The 22973-nt window shown below is 39.4% G+C and carries 20 protein-coding genes; 11 read left to right on the top strand and 9 right to left on the bottom strand.

All coding sequences use genetic code 11. The features are described from left to right. Positions 1 to 25 precede the first annotated feature (25 nt). From trpA to ACFI4Z_RS14680, 6 genes are read right to left on the bottom strand one after another with little or no spacing between them, the layout of a single operon-like run. Entirely contained in the window at positions 26 to 853 is an 828-nt protein-coding gene (trpA, locus tag ACFI4Z_RS14655) for a tryptophan synthase subunit alpha (protein ID WP_462671230.1), read from the bottom strand. Then, positions 850 to 2034 (bottom strand): tryptophan synthase subunit beta, encoded by a 1185-nt coding sequence (gene trpB, locus ACFI4Z_RS14660; RefSeq protein WP_462671231.1) that lies wholly within the window; start codon positions 2032 to 2034, stop codon positions 850 to 852. Before trpB ends, trpA begins: the two co-directional genes overlap by 4 nt. 7 nt (positions 2035 to 2041) lie before the next feature. Then, on the bottom strand, positions 2042 to 3406 hold the full coding sequence (trpCF, locus tag ACFI4Z_RS14665; protein ID WP_462671232.1) for a bifunctional indole-3-glycerol-phosphate synthase TrpC/phosphoribosylanthranilate isomerase TrpF: 1365 nt from the start codon (positions 3404 to 3406) through the stop codon (positions 2042 to 2044). Beyond that, the gene (gene trpD, locus ACFI4Z_RS14670; RefSeq protein WP_462671233.1) at positions 3399 to 4466 is read right to left on the bottom strand and encodes an anthranilate phosphoribosyltransferase; all 1068 of its coding nucleotides are present in this window, start codon (positions 4464 to 4466) and stop codon (positions 3399 to 3401) included. The genes trpCF and trpD overlap by 8 nt, the downstream gene beginning before the upstream one ends. An 8-nt stretch (positions 4467 to 4474) precedes the next feature. Continuing rightward, positions 4475 to 5092 (bottom strand): aminodeoxychorismate/anthranilate synthase component II, encoded by a 618-nt coding sequence (locus ACFI4Z_RS14675; RefSeq protein ID WP_462671234.1) that lies wholly within the window; start codon positions 5090 to 5092, stop codon positions 4475 to 4477. Positions 5093 to 5097: 5 nt separating this feature from the next. Further along, on the bottom strand, positions 5098 to 6663 hold the full coding sequence (locus tag ACFI4Z_RS14680; protein ID WP_462671235.1) for an anthranilate synthase component 1: 1566 nt from the start codon (positions 6661 to 6663) through the stop codon (positions 5098 to 5100). Between the two features lie 422 nt (positions 6664 to 7085). Between ACFI4Z_RS14680 and rnm the strand changes: the two genes are divergently transcribed. The 5 genes from rnm (at position 7086) to ACFI4Z_RS14705 (ending at position 10670) form a co-directional block, all read left to right on the top strand. Beyond that, a complete protein-coding gene (rnm, locus tag ACFI4Z_RS14685) occupies positions 7086 to 7943 on the top strand; it encodes an RNase RNM (protein WP_462671236.1) in 858 nt (285 codons plus the stop codon). Further along, complete coding sequence (locus tag ACFI4Z_RS14690) at positions 7936 to 8556, top strand: L-threonylcarbamoyladenylate synthase (protein ID WP_087531825.1); 621 nt, start codon at positions 7936 to 7938, stop codon at positions 8554 to 8556. Before rnm ends, ACFI4Z_RS14690 begins: the two co-directional genes overlap by 8 nt. Positions 8557 to 8562: 6 nt before the next feature. Continuing rightward, positions 8563 to 9396: a segregation and condensation protein A gene (locus ACFI4Z_RS14695; protein ID WP_462671237.1), complete on the top strand. Its 834-nt coding sequence runs from the start codon at positions 8563 to 8565 to the stop codon at positions 9394 to 9396. 139 nt (positions 9397 to 9535) lie between these two features. Beyond that, positions 9536 to 10090, top strand: coding sequence for a cytochrome b (locus ACFI4Z_RS14700; protein WP_462671238.1), 555 nt, complete (start codon positions 9536 to 9538; stop codon positions 10088 to 10090). A 1-nt stretch (position 10091) separates the two neighbouring features. Beyond that, positions 10092 to 10670, top strand: a complete 579-nt coding sequence (locus tag ACFI4Z_RS14705) for a YceI family protein (RefSeq protein ID WP_462671239.1) — start codon at positions 10092 to 10094, stop codon at positions 10668 to 10670. A 33-nt stretch (positions 10671 to 10703) separates the two neighbouring features. Here ACFI4Z_RS14705 and ACFI4Z_RS14710 read toward each other — a convergent pair whose 3' ends face one another. Next, complete coding sequence (locus ACFI4Z_RS14710; RefSeq protein WP_462671240.1) at positions 10704 to 11555, bottom strand: TIGR02285 family protein; 852 nt, start codon at positions 11553 to 11555, stop codon at positions 10704 to 10706. A 118-nt stretch (positions 11556 to 11673) separates the two neighbouring features. Then, a complete protein-coding gene (locus ACFI4Z_RS14715; protein ID WP_167850818.1) occupies positions 11674 to 11841 on the bottom strand; it encodes a hypothetical protein in 168 nt (55 codons plus the stop codon). A 380-nt stretch (positions 11842 to 12221) separates the two neighbouring features. Here ACFI4Z_RS14715 and ACFI4Z_RS14720 point away from each other — a divergent pair, with 380 nt between their 5' ends. The 6 genes from ACFI4Z_RS14720 (at position 12222) to icd (ending at position 22468) form a co-directional block, all read left to right on the top strand. After that, positions 12222 to 12761 carry an alpha/beta hydrolase family protein gene (locus ACFI4Z_RS14720; RefSeq protein ID WP_462671241.1) on the top strand — a complete coding sequence of 180 codons (540 nt, stop codon included), beginning with the start codon at positions 12222 to 12224 and terminating at the stop codon, positions 12759 to 12761. A gap of 57 nt (positions 12762 to 12818) precedes the next feature. Further along, on the top strand, positions 12819 to 13754 hold the full coding sequence (locus ACFI4Z_RS14725) for an acetoacetate decarboxylase family protein (RefSeq protein WP_462671242.1): 936 nt from the start codon (positions 12819 to 12821) through the stop codon (positions 13752 to 13754). Positions 13755 to 13777: 23 nt separating this feature from the next. Next, positions 13778 to 16027, top strand: coding sequence for an NAD(P)-binding protein (locus ACFI4Z_RS14730; RefSeq protein WP_462671243.1), 2250 nt, complete (start codon positions 13778 to 13780; stop codon positions 16025 to 16027). Positions 16028 to 16146: 119 nt separating this feature from the next. Further along, entirely contained in the window at positions 16147 to 18396 is a 2250-nt protein-coding gene (locus ACFI4Z_RS14735; RefSeq protein WP_462671244.1) for a TonB-dependent receptor, read from the top strand. A 28-nt stretch (positions 18397 to 18424) separates the two neighbouring features. After that, positions 18425 to 21118, top strand: a complete 2694-nt coding sequence (locus ACFI4Z_RS14740; RefSeq protein WP_462671245.1) for a 7TM diverse intracellular signaling domain-containing protein — start codon at positions 18425 to 18427, stop codon at positions 21116 to 21118. A gap of 90 nt (positions 21119 to 21208) precedes the next feature. Beyond that, positions 21209 to 22468 (top strand): NADP-dependent isocitrate dehydrogenase, encoded by a 1260-nt coding sequence (gene icd, locus ACFI4Z_RS14745; protein ID WP_462671246.1) that lies wholly within the window; start codon positions 21209 to 21211, stop codon positions 22466 to 22468. Between the two features lies 1 nt (position 22469). On the opposite strand, the gene ACFI4Z_RS14750 is transcribed toward icd, so the two are convergent. After that, positions 22470 to 22919, bottom strand: coding sequence for a hypothetical protein (locus tag ACFI4Z_RS14750; protein WP_394191637.1), 450 nt, complete (start codon positions 22917 to 22919; stop codon positions 22470 to 22472). Positions 22920 to 22973 lie beyond the last annotated feature (54 nt).

The raw sequence follows: 22973 nt of genomic DNA on the forward strand, positions 1-22973 counted from the left end.
GCGCTTATGCGCCCCAATATCGGCGTTAAAGCTGGGTTGCAGCTTTCATACTGGCTACAAATTCTTTTAAGCCATTAAGCATGGCTTTTGGGTCATCAAGATTTGTTTCAATAATTTTCACAACCGCAGAGCCTGATATAGCACCAGCAGCCCCAGCGGCTAGGGCTGACTTAACATCATCAGGTGTTGAAATGCCAAACCCAAGCAGTGCAGGCGCACTGTGATATTCTTTAAGTTTGGTTACAATTGGCGATGCAGGCATTTGCGCTTTAGTCTCAGTGCCTGTCACACCAGCACGAGACAGCAGGTACGTGTAGCCTCTACCGTAAGATGCGCACTGGCGTAAAGTGTCATCAGATGCATTGGGTGTGGCAATAAAAATTGGGTCAATACCATTATTTATAGCGGCTTGGCGGAACATTTTAGATTCATGCAGAGGCACATCGGCAACTAAAATAGAATCAACCCCTGCGGCTTTGGCATCTTCATAGAATGCTTCTAATCCACGTTTAAACACTAAGTTAGAATATAAAAGTAAACCAATCGGAATATCTTGGTTGTACTCACGTACTTGTTTAATAATATCAAAACAGTCTTGGGTATTAATATTTACATCTAAAGCGCGGATGTTTGCCGCCTGTATTACAGGGCCATCTGCAATTGGGTCTGAAAATGGAATACCGAGCTCTAGGGCATCTGCGCCACCATCAATTAAACTTTTGATAATATCAACGCTTAATGACTTGTTAGGATCGCCAATAGTTACAAAAGGGACAAATGCACCTTGGTTTTGTTCTTTTAAAGCCGCAAATGTTTGCCCATAACGGTCTGTTTTTTGATTAGTCTGGCTCATGAATTATCTCCTTTAGACAGTACATCCATAACGTGTGATAAATCTTTATCACCGCGGCCACTTAAATTAACCACTAAAATGGTGTCTTCTGTTTGTTGCTCTGCATATTTTAACGCATAGGCAATGGCATGGCTTGATTCAAGGGCAGGAATAATTCCTTCGTTTTTAGCCAGTAGCTGAAAAGCTTCAAGCGCTTCTTCATCAGTAATACCCACATATTGAGCACGGCCTGTTTCATGTAAAAAGGCATGTTGAGGGCCAACCGCAGGGTAATCTAAGCCTGCTGAAACAGAATATGACTCTTCAATTTGGCCATCATTATTTTGCATAATGTAGGTGTAAGTACCATGCAGGATGCCTTTGGTTCCTTTACATATTGTTGCACCATGCTCATGGGTATCTAACCCTTTACCGGCAGGTTCTACACCAATTAGTTTTACATCAGGCTCACCAATAAAGTCTGTGAACATGCCAATCGCATTTGATCCACCACCAACACAGGCAAGTACAGCATCAGGTAAGCGGCCTTCAGCTTTTAAAATTTGCTGTTTAGCTTCTTCACCAATCATTTTTTGAAATTCACGCACAATAGTAGGGAAGGGGTGAGGACCCGCAGCTGTACCTAGTAAGTAATGTGCCTCTTTATAATTTGCAGACCAATCACGTAGTGCTTCATTTACTGCATCTTTTAACGTGCCAGAACCCGCAGTAACGGGGATCACTTCTGCACCCATCAATTTCATTCTAAAAACGTTTGGTTGCTGGCGCTCAACATCTTTTGCACCCATATAGATACGACATTTTAAGCCAAGCAATGCACAGGCTAATGCAGTTGCAACACCATGTTGGCCTGCGCCTGTTTCTGCAATAACCTCTTTTTTGCCCATTCGCTTGGTTAATAACGCTTGGCCCAATACTTGGTTGGTTTTATGTGCGCCACCATGTAATAAATCTTCGCGTTTTAAATATAATTTTACTTTTGGGTTTTTAATTAAATTACGGGTCAATGTTAATGGTGTAGGGCGACCTGCATATTCATTGAGTAATTTTTCAAACTCAGCTTTAAAAGCTGCATCAGTTTGTGATTTATTAAATTCATTTTCTAACTGCTTGAGTGCAGGAACAAGGAGCTCAGGCACAAACATGCCGCCAAACTCGCCGAAATAAGCTGGATTATTCATATTTACCTCAATATTTGCGGATGCTGTTGAATGCATCATTTAATTTTTGTTGGCACTTTTTGCCTGCGCTTAACTCAACCCCAGAATTTAAATCTAAGCCTTGAGCACCCTGATAAAGCGCGTCTTGAATGTTGTCTGCGTTGAGCCCACCGGCTAACATAAAGGGTTGCTCTGCATCTTTTAAAACAGACCAATCAAATGTTTTACCCGTTCCACCCACTTGTTTGTCACTGTGTGTATCATATAAGTGACGGTCAACACCGATAACGCGAGCGGGTAGGCTATCTTTGATAGCTTGCGCTTTCCATATTTGGCAATTAGATGGTAATTTTGTACGAAGCTCATCTATATAGGCTTCATCTTCATCTCCATGTAATTGCACTGCGGCTAATTTCAATGTGTTAGCATGTTCAACAACTTCCTTGATTGTTGAATTTACAAATACCCCAACGTAAGCGAGCGGGGCGCTTTGCGTAATTTGCAATGCACAATCTAAATCTACGAAGCGCGGCGATTTAGTTGCAAAAATAAGTCCGCCATAAACAGCACCGCTGTTATAAGCATTTATGGCGTCTTGACTACGCGTTAAACCACATACTTTATTTTCGCCTAAAATAACGCGACGACACGCACGCTCTAAATCATGCTCAGCCATTAAAGAGCTACCAATTAAAAAGCCATTACACAATGGCGCTAGGCGTTTCACATCGTGATGGGTGTAGATACCTGACTCTGAAATAACGACTTTGTCATCAGGAATAAGTTTACGAAGTCGCTCAGTTGTAGCTAGGTCTGTACTCAAATCACGTAAATCACGGTTATTTATGCCAATGATTTGTGCATCAAGCGCTAATGCGCGAGTGACTTCTTCTTCATTACTGACCTCAGTTAACACCGCCATTTTCAGGCTTTGGGCAACCTCAGCAAGGGCTTTATACTGATTATCGTCAAGCACTGAAAGCATCAATAAAATAGCATCACCACCATAAATGCGTGCCATGTAGATTTGATATTCATCAATGAAGAAGTCTTTGCATATTAGCGGCTGCTCGACTTGGCTTCGCACAAACTCTAAATAATCAAAGCTGCCTTGAAAATATTTTTCGTCAGTAAGCACGCTTATACACGTTGCGTGTTTTTTGTAAACGCTCGTTATTTCTGCTAAGTCAAAAGGCTCGCGGATTAACCCTTTTGAAGGAGATGCTTTTTTGCACTCCAAAATAAATTGGGTTCCTGGGGCTGCCAAGGCTTTATAAAAGTCACGGTGCGTTGGAACGGCCTGTGATTTGAAAGTTTCAAGCGGACGCTTAGCTTTTCGCTCAGCAAGTTCTATTTTTTTATCCGCTACAATTGTATCTAATACATTAGCCATTGGTTACCTCTGCATTTACGGCTTTATTACTGTGTTCAATGATGGCATTTAGCGTACTTAAGGCTCGGCCTGACTTTAAAACATCGCTGACATACTGTGCGCCAGCTTTAAGACTTTCCACTTTTTCTGTCATGTAGAGCAATGCAGCAACGTTGACTATTATTGCTGCATTGTGTGCGTTTGAGCCTTTTCCTGCGAGTATAGCAAGGCTGGCATTAGCATTATATTGTGGGCCTTCCCCTGCAAGTTGTTCAAGTGAATAGTTTGCAAGACCAAAATCTTCAGCTGTTAACGTATATTGTTTAAGCTCACCATTATTAAGCTCAACAACCGTTGTCGTACCATGTAATGCTATTTCATCTGTACCCGCACCATGAACAACCATGGCTCGTTGTGTGCCTAATGTTTTGAGCGTTTGTGCCATTGGCAGGCATAAACTTTCATCATAAACACCAAGTAATTGAACTTGCGGAGCCGCAGGGTTTGCTAATGGCCCTAAGATATTAAAAATAGTCCGTGTTTTTAATGTCGTACGAACGCCCATCGCATGGCGAACACCACTGTGATAATGCGGGGCAAATAAAAATGTAAACCCTGTTTGTTCTAAACATGCAACAGCTTGCGCTGGACTCATATCAATATTAATACCCAGTGCTTTGAGTAAATCCGCAGAGCCTGAGTTACTCGATACACTGCGGTTGCCATGTTTAACCATGTTTATGCCACAAGCTGCGGCTACAATTGCGGCAGTGGTACTGATATTAATGGTGTTTGAGCCATCGCCACCGGTTCCACAGCTATCTGTAAGCTGAGTTAATTGTGTTTCAAATTGCACTGCATTGGCACGCATAGACGCAGCGGCACCAGCTATCTCGTCGCTGACTTCGCCTTTAATTTTTAATGCGACTAGTAGAGCAGATAGCTCAATCTCACTGACTTCGCCTTGCATGATTGCATTAAACAACTGTTGGCTTTGGCTAAAACTTAATGATGTTTGTGCGAGTAATTTATCAATTAGAGCGCGGGTGTTATGCGTTGTTGACTGTTGTTTTACTGACATAAAATCCTCTACTGCTTTGTGTTAGCTAAAAACTGCATACTTTGTTGCAGTAGTGCTGCGCCATTGGGCGTTAAAATAGACTCAGGATGAAACTGATACCCAAGCGCACTGTCTTCTTTATGATAAATCGCCATCGGGATCGAACCGAAGTTAGCTATCACGTCTAATGTTTTAGGAACGACGGTAGCCATGAGTGAGTGATAACGAGCAACGGGCATGCGTTCACCCATCCCATCAAACACTGGGTGCTGAGCTAATTCAATAACTGAAGATTTACCATGAACAGTTTCACCAGCATGACCAATGACACCACCATAACTCTGGGTAAGTGCTTGTTGGCCTAAGCAAATACCTAACATCGGAAATTTGCCTTTACATAGCTCAATCAACGCCATTAAACAGCCTGCATCAGACGGCGTTCCCGGGCCCGGCGACAATACCAAAATAACGGGCTTGGTTTCATTGCACATTTTTTCAAAAATGAGTGTCGCCTCTATATTGTTACGATATACCACTAAATCACTGCCCAACATAGAAAGTTCATCGACTAAGTTATAACTAAATGAATCAAAGTTATCTAAAAAATATATTTTTACGCTCGAGAGGCTTAAATTACGTTCGCTCATTGTTATTATCCTTGGTACGTCGATTGAATGGCTGTAATAACCGCTTGGGCCTTAGCGCGTGTTTCATTTGCCTCAGACTGCGGATCTGAATCGTGAACTACACCTGCGCCAGCTTGTACGTAAGCGATGCTATTTTTTACAAAGGCTGAGCGAATGACAATGCAGCTATCCATTGCACCGTCACCTGTTAAATAACCGACAGCACCGCCATAGCTACCTCTGCGTTTGCCCTCTGTTTTTCGAACAAGTTCAGCGGCACTTACTTTAGGTGCGCCTACTAAAGTGCCCATATTCATGCATGCCTGATAGGCGTGAAGTGCATCAAGCTCTGGCTTTAATGTGCCTACAACACGAGAGACCAAATGCATAACTTGTGAGTAGCGATCAACTTTTAAAAGCTCTTTTGCATGGCGGGTACCTGGTACGCTTATACGTGCTACGTCATTACGAGCTAAATCGACCAGCATTAAATGCTCAGCGCGTTCTTTTTGGTCGTTACGTAGTTCGAGTTCGATTCGGCTGTCGAGATCGGGGTTAATTTGTCCATTGGCAAACTTACCGCGAGGGCGAGTGCCTGCAATTGGGTAAACTTCTACTTGTTGGCTGATAGGGCAAAACTTTAAGGCTGATTCAGGGGATGCCCCAAACAACGCAAACTCACTGTCTTGCATATAAAACATATAGGGGCTTGGATTTTGCTGCTTTAGCTTGCTATAAGCATGAAGCGGGTTAGCACAAGGTAATGAAAAAGTACGCGATGGTACGACTTGAAAGATGTCGCCATCAACGATATGTTTTTTTAAGCTTTTCACTTGCTCACAATATTGCTCGTCACTTATGTCTACACTAACCTCGCTGTTACCTGCTGTTTGTTTGGCACTGAAATTACTTGCTTGGTCGCATACCTTATTTAAACGCTCAAGCTTTTTACCTACTTCAAAGCAGTTCGCATGCACATCGGGGCCATTAAAAACATTACCAATAAGCTCGGTTGTTTTAGCTTGATGATCAATGACCACGAGGGTTTCTGCTAAATAAAAAACATAATCTGGGCAACTATTCTCGCCGTCGGGTACATCAGTAAGCTGTTCAAAATTTGCGACCATGTCATAAGCAAACACACCACCTAGAAATAACGAAAATGGGTTCTTTGTGGTGCTACTGATATTATTAATACAGTTTCTTAAAGCACTGAATGCGTTATCAGCAATTAATTTACTGCCTTCATCAATATCTTTAGCCGTGCTTTTATACTCAATGGTTAATGTGTCTTCATTTAGAGTTGTTGAGCAGTTTTGTAGTGTATCTTTCAAATAGGGTAATAGCTGCATACCGTTGTTTGATTGCGCAACAACAGTGACGACTTTGCCTGTACACGTTATTTTTAGCGCACAATCAACTAATATTAAGCTTTTAACACTGTCTTTAGAATCAATCTCTGCTGATTCTAATAATAATGAATTATCTTTGTCTAAGAGTGCATACAAAGCCAATGGACTGTGAATGTATTCTCTGACTTCGGTGATACTTGTGACCTCACCCGGTGCTGTTGTTATGTGACTAAAAATCAAACCTCATTCCCTCAAAAAAATAAACCCCGCAAGCTATGCTGTGCGGGGTTAAATAACGACATCTATATTTTAGATAAACCATTACTGTCCCGCTAAGCCAGGCGCCACCACCAATGATGTGTAAGAGTTAAATCGTTATTCATATTTGTTACCCTAAAATTTATGTATAAAAAAACCCGCTATAAGCGGGTTTAGAATGTGTTAGACACGACAATTCGTCACCCGATAATTTACGAGTGCCACCACCAGATTGTGTTTTGGATTGAATTAGTCATTATATTTCTTATTAGTTTGTGTCTTAAGTGGCTACAGTAAAGCGTACCTGTGGCATTTATGTCAAGTGTTTATTTAAAACAATTTATTTAAAAAATTTGTTATACTTTATAACAATTAAGCAATTATAACTTTAGCAGTTCTCACTTTTGATAAAATACGACTTACATAGCCATACCACACATTCGGACGGACAATTGAGTGTTGAGCAATTATTACTTCGTGCAGTAGATAAAAACATTGATGTTTTTGCAATTACTGATCACGACACTGTGGCTGCGATTGAACCTGCACAAGCGTTCATTAAAAGCGAACAATTACCTTTGAGTTTAATTACGGGTGTTGAAATTTCAACAAAGTGGGAAAGTTTTGAAATACATATTGTTGCGTTGAATGTCGATGTGCACAACGAGGCTTTAAATACGTTACTTTTGCAGCAGCAAGAAAAACGTGCAGAGCGTGCAAAAGAGATTGGTCGGCGTCTTGAAAAAAATGGCTTTGATGGCATTTATGAACAAGCAAAAAAGCTTGCTAAAGATGCACAAATTACCCGTGCTCACTATGCCAGAGCATTGATTGAGCGTGGTGTTGCTAAAACGATTCCGGGTGTGTTTAAAAAGTATTTGGGCCGCGCTAAAACGGGTTATGTACCAAGTACGTGGTGCGATATGCACACTGCAATAACTGCAATTCATGCTGCTGGTGGTGTAGCGGTTATCGCGCATCCTGGGCGTTATCAAATGTCTAATAAATGGCTACGTAAATTATTACTACAATTTAAAGAAGAAGGTGGTGATGCAATGGAAGTTGCGCAACCACAACAGGCGCCAAGTGAAAGACAATTTTTGGGTGAGTTAAGCCGTGAATACGGTTTATTATGCTCACAAGGTTCAGATTTTCATTTTCCAACCAGTTGGTTAGAATTAGGGAAAAACTTATATTTGCCGAAAGATTGTCAAGGTGTTTGGCAGTTTTGGGAAGGTAAAGAAGGAGACGCACATGAGTGATTTTTTTCATATTCATCCAGATAATCCGCAGCCACGATTGATAAAGCAAGCGGTTGATATTATTAAAAAAGGTGGCGTTGTTGTCTATCCAACAGATTCCGGTTATGCAATCGGTTGTAATTTAGGTAATAAGCAAGCAAAAGAACGTATTGAACGTATTCGTGGTATTGAAAAACACCATAATTTTACCTTGGTTTGCCGTGACTTATCTGAATTGTCGACTTATGCCAGAGTAGATAACCAATTATTTAGGTTGATAAAAAATAACACGCCAGGGCCTTATACCTTTATTTTTAAAGGTACAAAAGAGGTGCCTAAACGCTTACTTAATGATAAGAAAAAAACGATAGGTATCAGGGTTATAGAGCATCCGATAACGTGCGCGTTATTGGCAGAGCTGGGTGAACCATTAATGTCGTGCTCACTTATTTTACCGGATGAACAGTTTACAGAATCAGACCCTGATGAAATTCGTGATCGCATTGGCCCATTGGTTGATTTAATTATTCACGGCGGCTATTTAGCAGAGCAGGCGACCACAGTGATTGATTTATCGGAAGATGATGTTGAAGTGCTACGAGTTGGGTGTGGTGACACAGCACCGTTTGAATAGCACACTGTGACAGATGTAAATAACTCAAGTTCTGTTGAGCCTCAGGAGCCAGTACAGCAAAAGCTGCCACTGGCTTTTTTGCATGGCAAAGCGGTTATTGATACCCCAGACGATTTATACATTCCCCCTGATGCGCTTGAAGTAATTTTAGAGACGTTTGAAGGTCCACTGGATTTACTGCTTTATCTCATAAAAAAACACAAACTAGATATTCTCGAACTATCAATCTTCAGCATTACAGAGCAGTATGTGAAGTATGTAGAGATGATGAGTGAGTTTCAACTAGAGCTTGCTGGTGAGTATTTAGTTATGGCTGCTTTGCTCGCGCAAATAAAGTCGCGATTATTGTTACCAAAACACGAAGAACTTGAAGAAGAAGAAGATCCTCGAGCTGAGCTGATTCGCCGACTTCAGGAATATGAACAATTTAAAAAAGCGGCTGAAAATTTAGATGACATTCCCCGTGTTGGCCGTGATATATATACTGCACACGCATTAATGCCAACCCAAGATGACAATCATCAACAACTTCCAGATGTAGAAATCAAAGACTTATCGTTAGCCCTAAGCGAAGTCATGGCAAGAGCTAAAACCTTTGAAAGTCACCATATTACTGCGGAGACTCTTTCTACACGTGAACGGATGAGTTTAATTTTATCTAAACTATCCAAAGCGGGTACGCAATTACCTTTCTCTATCTTGTTTACAGTAGAAGAGGGTCGAAGTGGTGTTGTGGTCAGTTTTATTGCAATGCTCGAACTAATAAAGGAAGGGCTGATCACGTGCCTTCAGGTTGAGCCCCACAGTCAAATCTATGTTGGTTTGAAGGAAAGTGATTAATCAATAAACAAGCTAATAAATTTTAGTTAACCTCTATTCTTACCTGTGCATTTACGCACATAACTTGTTTGTTATCCGCTATTTTCTTTTGTTTCGGGACGGGCTATTCTTGTTTTATTAACTCAAGGAGCCGTTAAATATGTTTAAAAATACTCAATCAAGTTATGGCTTAGTGGCAATTTTTCTTCACTGGCTTATGGCATTAATGGTCTTAGGGTTATTTGGTTTAGGGCTATATATGGTTGAATTAACCTACTACGATAGCTGGTATAAAGGGTCAATGGATTTACACAAAAGTGTGGGTATTACATTGGCATCTTTACTTATATTTAGGTTTGCATGGCGGGCATTGGGTACACAGCCAGCTCCTGTTGCAAGCTCAAGCACTCTAGTTAATAAAATAGCGCACAGCGCACACTTAGTGATCTATATGTTACTGGTTTGCATCGTGATTTCAGGGTTTTTGATTTCAACTGCAGATGGTCGTTCAATTGAGGTATTTACTTTATATAGTATTCCCGCTATTGAGTTCTCAGTCGAAAATCAGGCAGATATTGCAGGAAAAATTCACTATTGGGCAGCATGTAGCTTAATAGGCCTTATAATTTTGCATGCACTTGGGGCATTAAAACATCACTTTATCGATAAAGATAAAACTTTAATTAGAATGATCAAACCACAAAAGGATGATTAGAATGAAAAAATTACTTGTTAGCGCAGCTGTTGCTGCAACACTTTTTGGTGCCACAGCCGCACAAGCAGCAGATTACGTTATTGATACAAAAGGTGCTCATGCGTTCGTTAATTTTAAAATTAAGCATTTAGGATACAGCTGGCTACATGGTCGTTTTAATACATTTGACGGTGAATTTAGTTATGACGCTAAAAACCCAAATACATCAACGATCATGGTAAATATTGATACTAAGAGTATTGATTCGAATCATGCAGAGCGCGACAAACATTTGCGTGGCAAAGATTTTTTAAATGTTGATAAATTCCCCAATGCGAGCTTTAAAAGCACATCAATAAAGTTTGATGAGGATGGCGATGAAGCGAATGTAACCGGTGAATTTACTCTACACGGCGTTACGAAAACTATTACATTTGAAATTGATAAAATTGGTGAAGGTAAAGACCCTTGGGGTGGCTATCGCGTTGGGTTTGAAGGCGAAACAAGCCTGAAGTTAGCAGACTATGGAATAGACTATAATTTAGGCCCTGCATCAACACACGTTGATATCGGTTTATATATTGAAGGTATTAGAAAGTAACTTTATCTTTAATTAAAAATTCAAAGAAGCGCCTCATTTTCGTGAGGCGCTTCTGCTTAGGTGATGAGCTAAAATAGGCCTTAAATGATCAGGTAGCCATCGAAGTAAAATATCATTATATGCGTTAGTTTGTTTTATCTTCCTAAGGGCTTCATTAAGTACTGCTATATGTTCCTTACCTTGGTCAGTATTGGTGCATCCAATATATCCCAAGCTAAAATCTGATGCCTCTTGCAGTTGTAATTGAGTTAATTCTTTATCGAAGCCCATCTTTTTAGCCATATAAAAGTGCTCACTCGGATAGCCTAACAATATATCTATTCTCTGCTTGTTTAACATATAAGTAAGACTTGAAAGTGTATCTCTACCTGGGCGAATAATAATAGATGCATCGGCACTATTATTAATTACTTTATCAATTTCAAGACCATATGAACGACTCATTGAAATACCCAAAGTGAGCTTTTTACTGTTTAGCAATGAATTAAAAGACTGGGGTATTTGTTGATCTAACTTAAGTTTATCGATTAAGTTTTCATGTATTGCAACAGATGGTGATAAACCGATCGTAGAGCTTTCTTCACTAAATGTAATGTGTTGACGACGGTGATCACTTTGGTAAAGGGAAAGCATACAATAGGTTTTATTAGGATTGGAGACTTCGAGCAGTGCTCGGCTGGAGGGGAAGATAACACGATTGAAAGTATAGCTGGGTAATTCTTGCTCTAATAATGAAATGATACTTTCATCTCTGCCCGTGCCGATGAATTGATCAGATAAAATGTAATATGGGGCAAAGTCAACGACAACCCAATTGATAGTATTACTTGTGGCCGACACTGGCAGCGCGTAAAGAAACATGGAAAGTAAAATGCTACGAAACATATAAGTACTACTAAATTACAGGCTCATTTAATTAGTGTAGCAGGATAATTTTAGCTTGATAAAGTAAAACGCCAGCAGATGCTGGCGAATATCGTATTTGAATACATATCAATATTGATTAGTTAGCTTTTAACCACTTAACAAATTGACGTGCATCGCTTGCTTTGGTGAATAAGGCATTTTTAAGACCTTGTGTGTCTGAAAAAATAACACGTTGTTTATTCACTGAAATTGATTGCACCGGATGGGCAATTTGGATCATAGATCCGTTATAACTATAAGACATAATAAAACTCACTTTTTTCTTGTTATCTTTGTGCTGCTAATCATTTATTAGCTCAAAAGCACAATTAGACGACCATGTTGTGTTTAGCTTCATTACAGTGTTGACGATCTTTATGACATTTATGCGAACATATCTAAAAATATGACGTATTCTGAATTAGGGTTCTCGCCGTACGATAACTTAGCTTTATAATATACGTATTTGCGGGCTTACTGGATCAGGGTAAAGGGGTTAACCGCGAGGGCTCTTTTACAGCCAAGGAATAATCATACATTTTAATTTTTAGCTTTACAAGCTAAATTTAAATTTATCTGGAGTTTATATGGTTTTCATTGTATCTTTATTGGGTAAGTATAGTTATTTAGCGGTAGTTGTTAGAAATGAAATATATTTTTATCAGTGATATTTTTGGGAAAACAGCCCACCTTTCTCATTTTGCTAAGCAGTTTAACACTGACCACGTCATTGTTGACCCTTATAATGGTGAACTACAAAAAGTCACTGATGATATACAGCAGTACGAGCATTTTATAATCAAATGTAATCACGAGGGGTATGTTAATAAGCTTAATTCAATTTTCGCGAATATTGCAGATACAACGACCGTGATTGCCTTTAGTGCAGGCGGAGCAGCGGCTTGGCGAAGTATAGCGCACGTAAATAATCCATATATTAAAAAGCTTATTGCATTCTACCCAAGTCAAGTTCGTCATCATCTTGATATTATTTCTCCTATTCCATGTGAATTTATATTTGCGAATGAGCAACATTTTGATATTCAGCACGTGATAAATAACTTGAGTGCGCAAAAACAGATAATATGCACGGTGACTGATTATAAACATGGGTTTATGAATCCACTGTCTAAAGGGTTTAATAGTGCTGGTTATCAACAACTTTGCCGATATTTATTATCTTAAAACATCACAAATTATTTATTACAGCTATACTTAAATTTTACATGGAATTTAAGTATCATGATTGAATCAACAGTGCCTTATCAACACTTTTTATCGAATCCCATAGCCAAACCACCATGTAGAATGACCAACGCAAATATGTATGGTTTTTTTGCCGAAATTGAAATAGAAAAAGTACAACAATACATTGATGCCACACTCAACAAGGCTGCCCCAGATGCGACGAGTTTTAATGCTTTAGGAGAGTTTGTACTCATTACCTTCACCGATATTGAAAAAATAGCGTCGGTTACCCCTCCTTTTGATAATCAAGGGTGGATGCAAGAGACCGACATCATTATCTGGTTGCCTGTTGTCAAAGTTGAACACGGTGATATAAGTCACCTATATTGGTATCCTGCTTTTATATGCGTTAACAATATTTACGCACTGATTAATGGCCGAGAAACATGGGGTTACAATAAGTATTTGTGCGAATATGAAATGCCAAACTCAGTATCAGCACTTTCGCCATTTTCGATTTCTTTAGCGTGTTTCAAACAATTCTCACCAAATTCAAAATTACAAATGCATGAATTGTTCTCTATTAAGCAAACGGTTAATAAAGAAGATAACTCATTCTTATCTGCACTTGATGACTTTGGAGATCAGGTAGCGAACCTTTTCGAAGGTGGTCATTTTGGTATTGATCTATCTTTAATTAAACAGTTGTTTAAAGGCTTTATTAACCCACAAATGGATCAAATTCTATTCAAGCAATTTCCAGATGGGGAAGGCGAGAATGCAGTTTACCAGTCAGTAATGCATTCACCATCTGAGATAAAAAAGGTACATCACTTAAAACTTTTAAAGTCAGACTTCACCTTAAATCTCAATCAGTTGGACAGTTTTCCTCTTGCCGATATGTTTGGTTTAAAACTAGGGAGTCAGCCTCTACACTTACCATTTTATATTCAAATGGACTTTGATCAGCTACCGGCAAGCCAACTTTAAAGCGACCTATTAAAGGAAATAATATGACCCAAGAAAGAATAGTTATCATAGGTGGCGGTGTGTCGGCTATGACTGCTGCGCTCTATCTGACAGAGCAAGACGATTGGCAGCAACACAGGAGTATTACGGTATATCAACAAGGTTGGCGTTTAGGCGGTAAAGGAGCCAGCGGACGAAATGCAAAGTATGGGCAACGGATAGAGGAACATGGTTTGCACGTTTGGTTTGGGGCTTATGTTAATAGCTTTAAAACCATCGAAACTGTATATGATAAATTGCAAAGACCAGAAAGTTGCTCATTATCAACCTGGCAACAGGCTTTGAAGCCACACAGTTTTGTTGCGCTTGAAGAATACATTGACTCAACATGGCAAACTTGGCCTCTAGACTTTCCTTTACTTCCAGGCAACCCAGCACAAGGTAGCCTTAATGTTACAGCGTGGGACTTTGTAAAAATGACGCTGGCGTGGCTAAAAAAATGGATAGCTGACATACAAACTACCGCAGTAAATGCTAATAAAACTACGCTACTAAAAACGAAAAAAACTCGTGATAAATCTTTATTACGTCACTTGCAACAGCAGTTAGGAGATTTAGTCGATGATACGGAGCAGTTGTGGCAGGAATTTGCAAATGACATAGAGCAGCAAGCTAATGAGATAAGCTCAACTCCGAGCTTGTTAATTACTAAACTCAATCACTTTGTTCATGGCCAGCAAACGTTAAACCCACAAGGGGATGAAAAAAAAGACGGCCTTGTTATCTGGTACGTGGTTAGAAAGCTAAAGCGATGGTTAAACAGCGAAATTAGTGATTTATTAGATAACAACTCTGATCTGAGACGATTATATATTTGTGCAGATTTGGCGATAGCTATGTTGGTTGGTCTTGTAAAAGATAAAGTATACCGTGATGGCTTTGGTGTAATTAATAAATACGATTTTAGGCAGTGGCTAACAAAAAACGGCGCAAATGTGCAATACAGTGTAAATTCTGCACCGGTGCGTGGTTTTTACGATCTCGTATTTGCTTATCCAAAGGGCGACTTTAGTAAGCCTAATGTGGAGGCGGGTGTTGCTGCACTTGCTATGTTGCGTATAGCCTTGTGTTACCGAGGTGGCGTAATGTGGAAGATGCAAGCAGGAATGGGGGATGTGATTTTTGCGCCTATTTATGAATTGCTACAAAAAAGAGGCGTTAAGTTTGAATTTTTTCATCAACTACAAAACCTCACTCCAAGTCTTGATGCTCAAGGCGAGTACATTGTAAATACAATTGAATTACAACAACAAGTATCATTAAATTCAACAGCGCAATACCAACCCCTGGTGAATATAAAAAATTTGCCATGTTGGCCAAGTGAACCACTTTACGGTCAATTAGATTCAGAGCAAGCTGCTTTATTACAGCAAAATAATATTAATTTAGAATCATTTTGGAGTGACTGGCCGGCAAAGTACCAGGCCTATTATGGTAGGCCTCTACCATGTAAAACCTTAAGAGTTACTGATGACTTTGACAAAGTTATTTTGGGTGTTTCTGTAGCATCACTTGAACATATTTGCCCTAAACTATTAGAAATAGATAGTTCATTTCTTGCTCAAGCTAATAATGTTAAAACCGTGGCAACGCAAGCAGCACAGTTATGGCTGACAAAAACAGATCAACAGTTAGGTTGGCAATATATGCCAGCCAGTGAAGAGGGGCCTATATTAAGTGGTTTTAGCGAGCCTTTTGATACATGGGCTGCAATGTCAAACTTAATTGACAAAGAGCAATGGCCGCTGAACTCTTCACCTGTAAATATTGCTTATTTTTGCAGTGCTTTTCCGTGTGATGACTACCCACCTCAGAGCGATCATGAATTCGTAGTAAGTGCAAAAGCACAGGTTAAAGAAAACCTTGAAAGCATGCTACAAAATAATATGCAGCCCTTATGGCCATTGGCTTATCAGCACAAAAAATTCGATTGGTCAGTACTATTTGGATCAGGGCAAGTTGATAAATCATCTATTGATGAGCAATATTGGCGTGTCAACGTCGATCCGAGTGAACGCTATGTTTTGTCTGTGACAGGTTCAAGTAAATATAGGCTGGCAACCAATGAAACTAAATTTACTAACCTATTTATTACCGGGGACTGGATCAAAACGGGCGTAAATGCGGGCTGTGTTGAAGCTGCGGTTATGGCAGGAATGCAAACTTCTCGGGCAATATGTAACTATCCTGAAAACATAAGTGGGGAAAATGCCTTTGAACCCAGTAATAATTAATTAATCTTTCTTATCACAGCGGTTTTAGTCGATGGATTAGTCTATAATTGGCCATATAACAGTATGTTTACATACATATTTGAATATGGTCTTTGCACATTTATACCCAAGGTTACTTTATGACAAAAAACATATGGTTGATATGCTCATCAGGTTTGATTCTTCCGCTTTATACTCAAGCTATTGAAAATGATGATATTCTGCATAAAAGTGATATGGAAGTTATCGAGGTTTATGCGCAAAAGAGAGCGCAAAAAATTGAAGACGTTGGTATCGCAATAAGTACTGTGAAAGGCGATGCGCTTAAAACACAGCATTTTAAAGATTCTACAGAGCTGTCTGTGTTTGCGCCAAATTTAAAAATTAGCCAAAATGCAGCAGAAGGTACGCCACCGGCTGTTAATATTCGTGGTGTAGGCTTGGTTGATTATAATACGGCAAATACATCGCCAGTGGCTATGTATGTCGATGACATTGCTTTAGGTTCTGCAAGTAATCAAATAGTTAACCTATTCGATATTGAGCAAGTTGATATTTTACGTGGTCCACAAGGAACATTATTTGGGCGTAACTCTACCGGGGGAGCTATCCTTATCCGTTCTAAACGTCCTGAGTTCGAACAAAGTGGTTACATCACAGCCGGTACCGCTAATAATAATGCATCAAGCCTCGATGCTATGCTTAATTTACCTATCAGTGAGAACACAGCTGTTCGAGTCGCACTTAATCACCAAGACTATGATTATTCGACCGATAACATCTATTTTGATGCCCCGACAGCTGGGATGGAGCAAATAAATGGTCGTGTTTCTTTTTTAGCTGATTTTGATAATGTGCAAGTATTAGTCAAAGGCCACATTTCAAATTGGGATGGCATTGTTCAGCCTGTTGGAAGCATTGGTATAATTGCAAATCCACTTACAGGAGAGCGATGTACTCCTGCGCAAGCGGGCTCAACGACTTGTTTCGATAACTTTGGTTTTAATGATGGGAGTGATGACTTTTATACTGTGAATGTTAATAACAATTCACCTCATAAAACCGATGGTAAAGGAGTGAGTGCGCATTTAAATTGGCAGCTAGACTCTCACAATGAATTTATCTCTTTGACCAGCTACAACACCCTTGAACGCTTTCATGCATTTAATTGCGACGGATCACCCGCTCGATTATGTGAAGGAAGCTTAGGTTTAGACACTGATCTTGTAACTCAAGAACTGCGTTTACAGTCAAAACTCGGTGAACACTTTTTAACAACAGGGCTTTATTTTTCTGATGAGTCTATAGGGCAGAATAATGTTAATGATATTTTGCGTGATTACCGTGGTATTTTGCCAACAAATGTAACTGCTACATTTTTCTATGATAATGAAATACAAACTCAGAGCATCGCCGCATTTAGCCAGATTGACTATCAGTTAAACGAAAAATGGTTAATGACGGCTGGTCTTCGTTATTCTTATGAATCACTCGATTATGACTCAGTTTCAACTTTAAATGTGGTGGTTGACCCTACTGATTTAAAAGGGGTTGAAATTCCTTTTTACCATGTTAAAGGCAGTCAATCAGATAATGGCTTTTCTGGACAATTGGGTGTTAATTATAAGATAGATGATTTTACATCCGGTTATTATCGTTTTGCCAATGGCGCAAAAAGTGGTGGTTATAATGGTGGGTTTTTATCATCCGTTGAACAAGCTCAACTTGCAGATTACCAGAAGGAGCGATTAAACGCTCACGAAGTTGGGAGCAAATCATGGTGGCCACAACAAGGTGTTCGTTTTAATTGGGCAGCTTTTTACTATGATTATAATGATCAGCAAGTGTTTATGAATCAACCTTCAGCCTTTGAACAAAGTCCACCCGTTCAATTATTAGAAAATGTTGCAGACTCTGTTATTTACGGCGTTGAGGCTGAATTAGATTATTGGATAACCGACGCGCTTAATATTAAATTTGCACTGGGTTACATTCCTCACGCTGAATTTGAGGAATATGTTGACCCCTTAGGCAATGTACTTACAGATAACCGCTTGCCGTTTACCTCTGAATGGAATCTCAGTGCAGGTGTTGAATATAGTACAGATGTAGCAAGTAATCCTTTAAAAGCTCAATTAATCGTGGACTATCAATCAGATTATTATTTTGACCAAAATCAAAACCCTTATGCGATGCAAGATGGCTATAGCATTGTGAATGCAAATTTGCAGTATCAAATAGATAACTGGGGATTTGCTTTATGGGGTAAAAACTTGTTTGATACACAATATAGTCATTTAAAATTTGATTTAAGCTCTTTCCTTGGCATGCTTGAAGATTTTAAGGGTGAAGGCCGACGTTACGGGCTGGATATTAGTTATCAGTTTTAACTGCGCGTTTATAATTTAAGGTGTAAGTATGCCAAGACAGGCAATGCTAAAAATATTACTGTGTATTTTTTTATTTTTTAGTAACTTAGTTGTTGCCATTGCGCCTGAGCGATTCAATTACACTGAACAAGGAAGTGAAACTAATTTATTGCAAAAAGGGCAAGTGCTTGAAGTAGTTAATGGCTCATTTCCTCGTAATAGCTTTGAAGTTGATGCGTGGTTGCAAGGTAAACAGCCGCAAATAAGAACCACTTTTTTTGGTGGTAGTTTTTGGTTTGTTATTCACTTAGAGAATAAAACTGATTTAAATGAGCTTGTGCTATACCCATACAACACGTTGCTTTCAAAAATTGAAACACGTATTTATGATATGTCGGATGCCGAGCAGCCAGTAAAGCGCTATGAAACAGGTGGTTTATCACCTAACGAATTTGCATTTCACTATGGCAATAAAGTGCAATTAACGCCAGGTACACCTTACATATTAATTGCGAAATTCCAAAGTGATTACTTTTATACGCCACCTAAACTAGTACTTGAGCCTTACGACGCATTCTTTAAAAAAATTACTTCTGACAATATGATCATGCTGCTTTGTTTTGGCGTTGGTATTGCATTAGGATTATATAATTTACTTATCTATTTTGGTGCACGCGATGTTACGCACCTTTACTATGCGCTATTTACAGCGTGCTGGGTTTTCGCATGGAGTCAGTTTTTTCATATCCCGGATCAAATATTTGGCTTTTATAGTGCCCATCTTCACTGGGTTGGTTTTACTTTAATCCCACTAACAAATATTTTATTTTTTAATAGCCTACTTAAGTTAAGAGAAACTTCTCCAAAGCTTTCAAGTTTATCAATTGGCTTAGGTATCTTTGCAACAGCAGGGGTTCCTTTTGCAGTGGTGTGGCCTGGTTTTGGTTTTATTTGGGCGACTTTAGTCACTGGTGCAACACTGTGCTTGGGGATGGTTGTTGGTATAAGAAGTTGGATGAGTGGGTTTAAACCAGCGCGATACTTTGTGCTCGCGTATTTGGCTATGGCCATTCCCAATATGATTGGTAATTTAACGAATTTAGGTTTAATTGAACCTGTTTCGATTGATCTGTATTTACTGGGTTTGATTGGCACTTCACTGGACGCTATGTTGCTTGCTTTTGCAGTAGCAAACAAATTCAGCTTGCTACATGAGAGTAACGTTGAATTGACCAAAAACCTAGAGCAAAAAGTACAACTTCGCACCCAAGAATTACAACAATTAGCTGAAGAACTACGTGACGCCAGTGAGGCTAAAAGTCGCTTCTTAGCTAATATGAGCCACGAAATACGCACTCCTATGACGTCGATCATTGGTTATGCTGATGGCATAATTTTGGGTGATATAAAGCCGCACGAACGTAATCATGGAATACGCGTTATTTTACAAAATAGTCGCCATGTACTTGGTTTAATCAATGACATACTTGATATGTCGAAGATAGAAGCAAACCGATTAGAAATCGAACTTGTTGAATCTGATTTGTTTGCAACTATCGCTGAAATAGAGTCGTTGTTAGGTAAGCAAATTCGCGATAAGGGCTTAAAATTTAAAGTTGATTATGAATTTCCTTTACCTGATTGGATTGTGTGTGATCCAACTAGATTAAGGCAGATACTGCTCAACCTAGCAACTAATGCGCTTAAATTCACAACAGTTGGCCATATTCAATTACTTGTTAGCTGCTCGAAAAATAAACTCAAAATAAAAGTGAAAGATACAGGTATTGGTATGACAGATAAAGAGCAAAAGGAGTTGTTCACGCCTTTTTATCAAGCTGATTCATCCATTTCTCGCAAGTACGGTGGCACCGGCTTAGGGTTAAATATTTCTAAAAATTTAGCGACAAAGCTAGATGGAGAAATAACAGTTCATTCAGAAGTCGGCAGCGGCAGTGAGTTTTGTTTGACGTTGGGATTATACGTAACTGAGCGGACCCACTGGGTTAATTCATTTGATGATATACGCAAAGAGGAAGTAAAAAATACTGCGCCTGATAATTTACAGCGAAATTTGGTGGGTGAAGTTCTAGTGGCAGAAGACCACCCAGAAAACCGACAACTGATAAAACGAATCTTAGAACGAATGGGTTTAACTGTCACTGCTGTAGAGAATGGCCAAGATGCCGTACAAGCGACTCTGGATGAGCATTTTGACTTGATATTGCTCGATATTCAAATGCCAATTATGGACGGTGAGCAAGCTATTCATATTATGCAAGCGACAGGATTGACTACCCCTATAGTTGCATTAACTGCAAACACCATGAAAAACGAAGTGGACCGTTACTTAAAGCAAGGCTTTGTTGATCACATTGCTAAACCAATAGATAGAACAAAATTCAGTCATAAAATTGCCAGTTACCTTGATATTGATATTGCTGATGACGTAAAACTGCCAGAGCACGAATTTGAGTTACTTAAAAAAGATTATATCTGTGGTCTAAAAGCGCAGCGAGATACCTTACTTGATCAGTTTCAAAATGCAGATATGAAAGGGTTTGCACAAAGTGTCCATATGATCAAAGGGACAGCAGGCATGTTTGATTGTAAGCTGCTTTACCAACAAGCTGTTGAACTTGATAGATTACTTAAATCTGATTCGGTTACTTTTGATAGTCAACGTGTTCAGGCTTTACTCACCGCTATTGATGAAATCCTAGTTGAAGAAACACCTAACTGACTATTTAGCCGTTGAATAATCAGTATTCTTCTTTTGTTAAAGACAATGAACAACGCCCATGCTTAAATATATTTTCTTGCAGGGGGGCGTATGCAATATCAACATATATCAGTGCCTAAAAATGGCGAGCAAATTACTATTAATGAGCAGGGGCAGTGGCTCATTCCTGATAATCCTATTATAACGTTTATCGATGGTGATGGCGTCGGTCAAGACATTTCCCCAGTCATGCGCGATTTGGTAAATCATGCAGTTGCCCATTGTTATAAAAACAGACGAAAAATTCATTGGCTCGAAGTTTATAATGGTGAAAAAGCAGCAAAGCTATACGACGGTGATTGGTTTCCTCAAGAAACAATTCATGCTGTAAGGCAGTTTAAGTTGGCAATAAAAGGGCCGCTCACAACACCGCTTGGTGGTGGTTTTAGGTCTCTCAATGTTGCACTTCGACAAGAAATGGATTTATTCGTTAATATTCGTCCAGTTAAAGGTTATAGCGCATTACCTTCACCTTTAAAGCATCCAGAAAAAACAAACATCGTGGTGATCCGTGACAGTTCTGAAGATGTTTATTCGGGGATTGAGTGGCAAGCGGGCAGTGTGGAGGCTGAGAAAGTCTTGGATTTTTTATGCCAAGAAATGGGCGTCACTCGGTTACGGTTTGACCAACAATGCGGCATCGGAATTAAAAATATATCTAAAGATGGTTCTCAGAGAGTCATGCGCTATGCACTTGAGTATGCATTAGAGCAAAAAAGTAAGTCGCTTACAGTGGTTCACAAGGGAAATGTTTTAAAATTTACAGACGGTGCATTTAAGCGTTGGGGCTATGAGTTAGCAAAGCGTGAATTTGGTGCTACCCCACATGAAAATGGCCGTTGGTTAATTATTAAAAGGGAGAATGAGCCATCGCTAATTATTAAAGAGGTTATTGCTGATAACATGTTACAGCAAGCGCTAATGCAGCCAGAGCAATTTGATGTGGTTGTAACAACCAATCAAAATGGTGACTATTTAGCTGATATGTTAACCGCTCAAGTAGGGGGAATTGGAGTTATGCCCGCTGCAAATTTGAATGGTCAAGTGGCTTTTTTTGAACCAACTCATGGCCCATTCGAACGCATTGCAGGAACAGATAAAGCAAATCCTACAAGCAGTATTTTAAGTGCGGTTATGATGTTGCGGTTTATGAATTGGCATGAAGCTGCACAAGCGATTGAAAATGCATTATCAGCAACATTTGAAGCAAATGAGATAACGTTTGACTTAGAAAAACAAGGTCATAGCGCGATAATCCTCAGTTGTAGCGAGTTTGCAAAGAGGATTATCGAGCGTATTGAGCAATCATAATTTAAGCTGCATTTTCGTTTTTAAATGCAGCGCGGTACATGCACGGACGATTTGTTAATTGAGCGGCACGTTGATAAATCTCTTGTGCATCATCTTCATTACTTGGTGTACCACTGAGTGTATCCATTAATGCAACAACAATAATTGCAGGCACTTGACAACAATACTCATCGAGCACAGCTGTTGTTGTTTGTGCGTCTACGTGGCAATGAGGGTGTGCGTGTTCAACTTGGTACGCGTGTAATAAAGTTTGGGCATCAAGAGTATCATCATCCTGATGTTTGTTTTTACGGCATTGACAACCAAATTCATCTACTAATGTTGCTAACGCTTGGTATACATATTCACTTGTTAATGTTGCTTTTTCGCAAAGTTGTTGTTCGATAAAAGTATGTAAATTACCATCAATGAATAAACCATCTTGTTGGGTGAAGCTTGCTGTAGTTTGCATCATAATCATGTCTCTTTGTTAGGTGAGTGAATCATTTTGTATGAATTTACTCTA

Source organism: Pseudoalteromonas sp. RWi3 (genome assembly GCF_054960735.1).

What these genes read in the sequence shown, in the direction of transcription:
- ACFI4Z_RS14705 (WP_462671239.1), top strand. Translation starts at nt 10,092, where the DNA reads ATGAAAAAATTACTTGTTAGCGCAGCTGTTGCTGCAACACTTTTTGGT.
- ACFI4Z_RS14675 (WP_462671234.1), bottom strand. Translation starts at nt 5,092, where the DNA reads ATGAGCGAACGTAATTTAAGCCTCTCGAGCGTAAAAATATATTTTTTA.
- ACFI4Z_RS14730 (WP_462671243.1), top strand. Translation starts at nt 13,778, where the DNA reads ATGACCCAAGAAAGAATAGTTATCATAGGTGGCGGTGTGTCGGCTATG.
- ACFI4Z_RS14715 (WP_167850818.1), bottom strand. Translation starts at nt 11,841, where the DNA reads ATGTCTTATAGTTATAACGGATCTATGATCCAAATTGCCCATCCGGTG.
- ACFI4Z_RS14700 (WP_462671238.1), top strand. Translation starts at nt 9,536, where the DNA reads ATGTTTAAAAATACTCAATCAAGTTATGGCTTAGTGGCAATTTTTCTT.
- ACFI4Z_RS14750 (WP_394191637.1), bottom strand. Translation starts at nt 22,919, where the DNA reads ATGCAAACTACAGCAAGCTTCACCCAACAAGATGGTTTATTCATTGAT.
- icd (WP_462671246.1), top strand. Translation starts at nt 21,209, where the DNA reads ATGCAATATCAACATATATCAGTGCCTAAAAATGGCGAGCAAATTACT.
- trpB (WP_462671231.1), bottom strand. Translation starts at nt 2,034, where the DNA reads ATGAATAATCCAGCTTATTTCGGCGAGTTTGGCGGCATGTTTGTGCCT.
- trpD (WP_462671233.1), bottom strand. Translation starts at nt 4,466, where the DNA reads ATGTCAGTAAAACAACAGTCAACAACGCATAACACCCGCGCTCTAATT.
- ACFI4Z_RS14725 (WP_462671242.1), top strand. Translation starts at nt 12,819, where the DNA reads ATGATTGAATCAACAGTGCCTTATCAACACTTTTTATCGAATCCCATA.
- ACFI4Z_RS14710 (WP_462671240.1), bottom strand. Translation starts at nt 11,555, where the DNA reads ATGTTTCGTAGCATTTTACTTTCCATGTTTCTTTACGCGCTGCCAGTG.
- trpA (WP_462671230.1), bottom strand. Translation starts at nt 853, where the DNA reads ATGAGCCAGACTAATCAAAAAACAGACCGTTATGGGCAAACATTTGCG.
- ACFI4Z_RS14690 (WP_087531825.1), top strand. Translation starts at nt 7,936, where the DNA reads ATGAGTGATTTTTTTCATATTCATCCAGATAATCCGCAGCCACGATTG.
- ACFI4Z_RS14720 (WP_462671241.1), top strand. Translation starts at nt 12,222, where the DNA reads ATGAAATATATTTTTATCAGTGATATTTTTGGGAAAACAGCCCACCTT.
- trpCF (WP_462671232.1), bottom strand. Translation starts at nt 3,406, where the DNA reads ATGGCTAATGTATTAGATACAATTGTAGCGGATAAAAAAATAGAACTT.
- ACFI4Z_RS14735 (WP_462671244.1), top strand. Translation starts at nt 16,147, where the DNA reads ATGACAAAAAACATATGGTTGATATGCTCATCAGGTTTGATTCTTCCG.
- ACFI4Z_RS14740 (WP_462671245.1), top strand. Translation starts at nt 18,425, where the DNA reads ATGCCAAGACAGGCAATGCTAAAAATATTACTGTGTATTTTTTTATTT.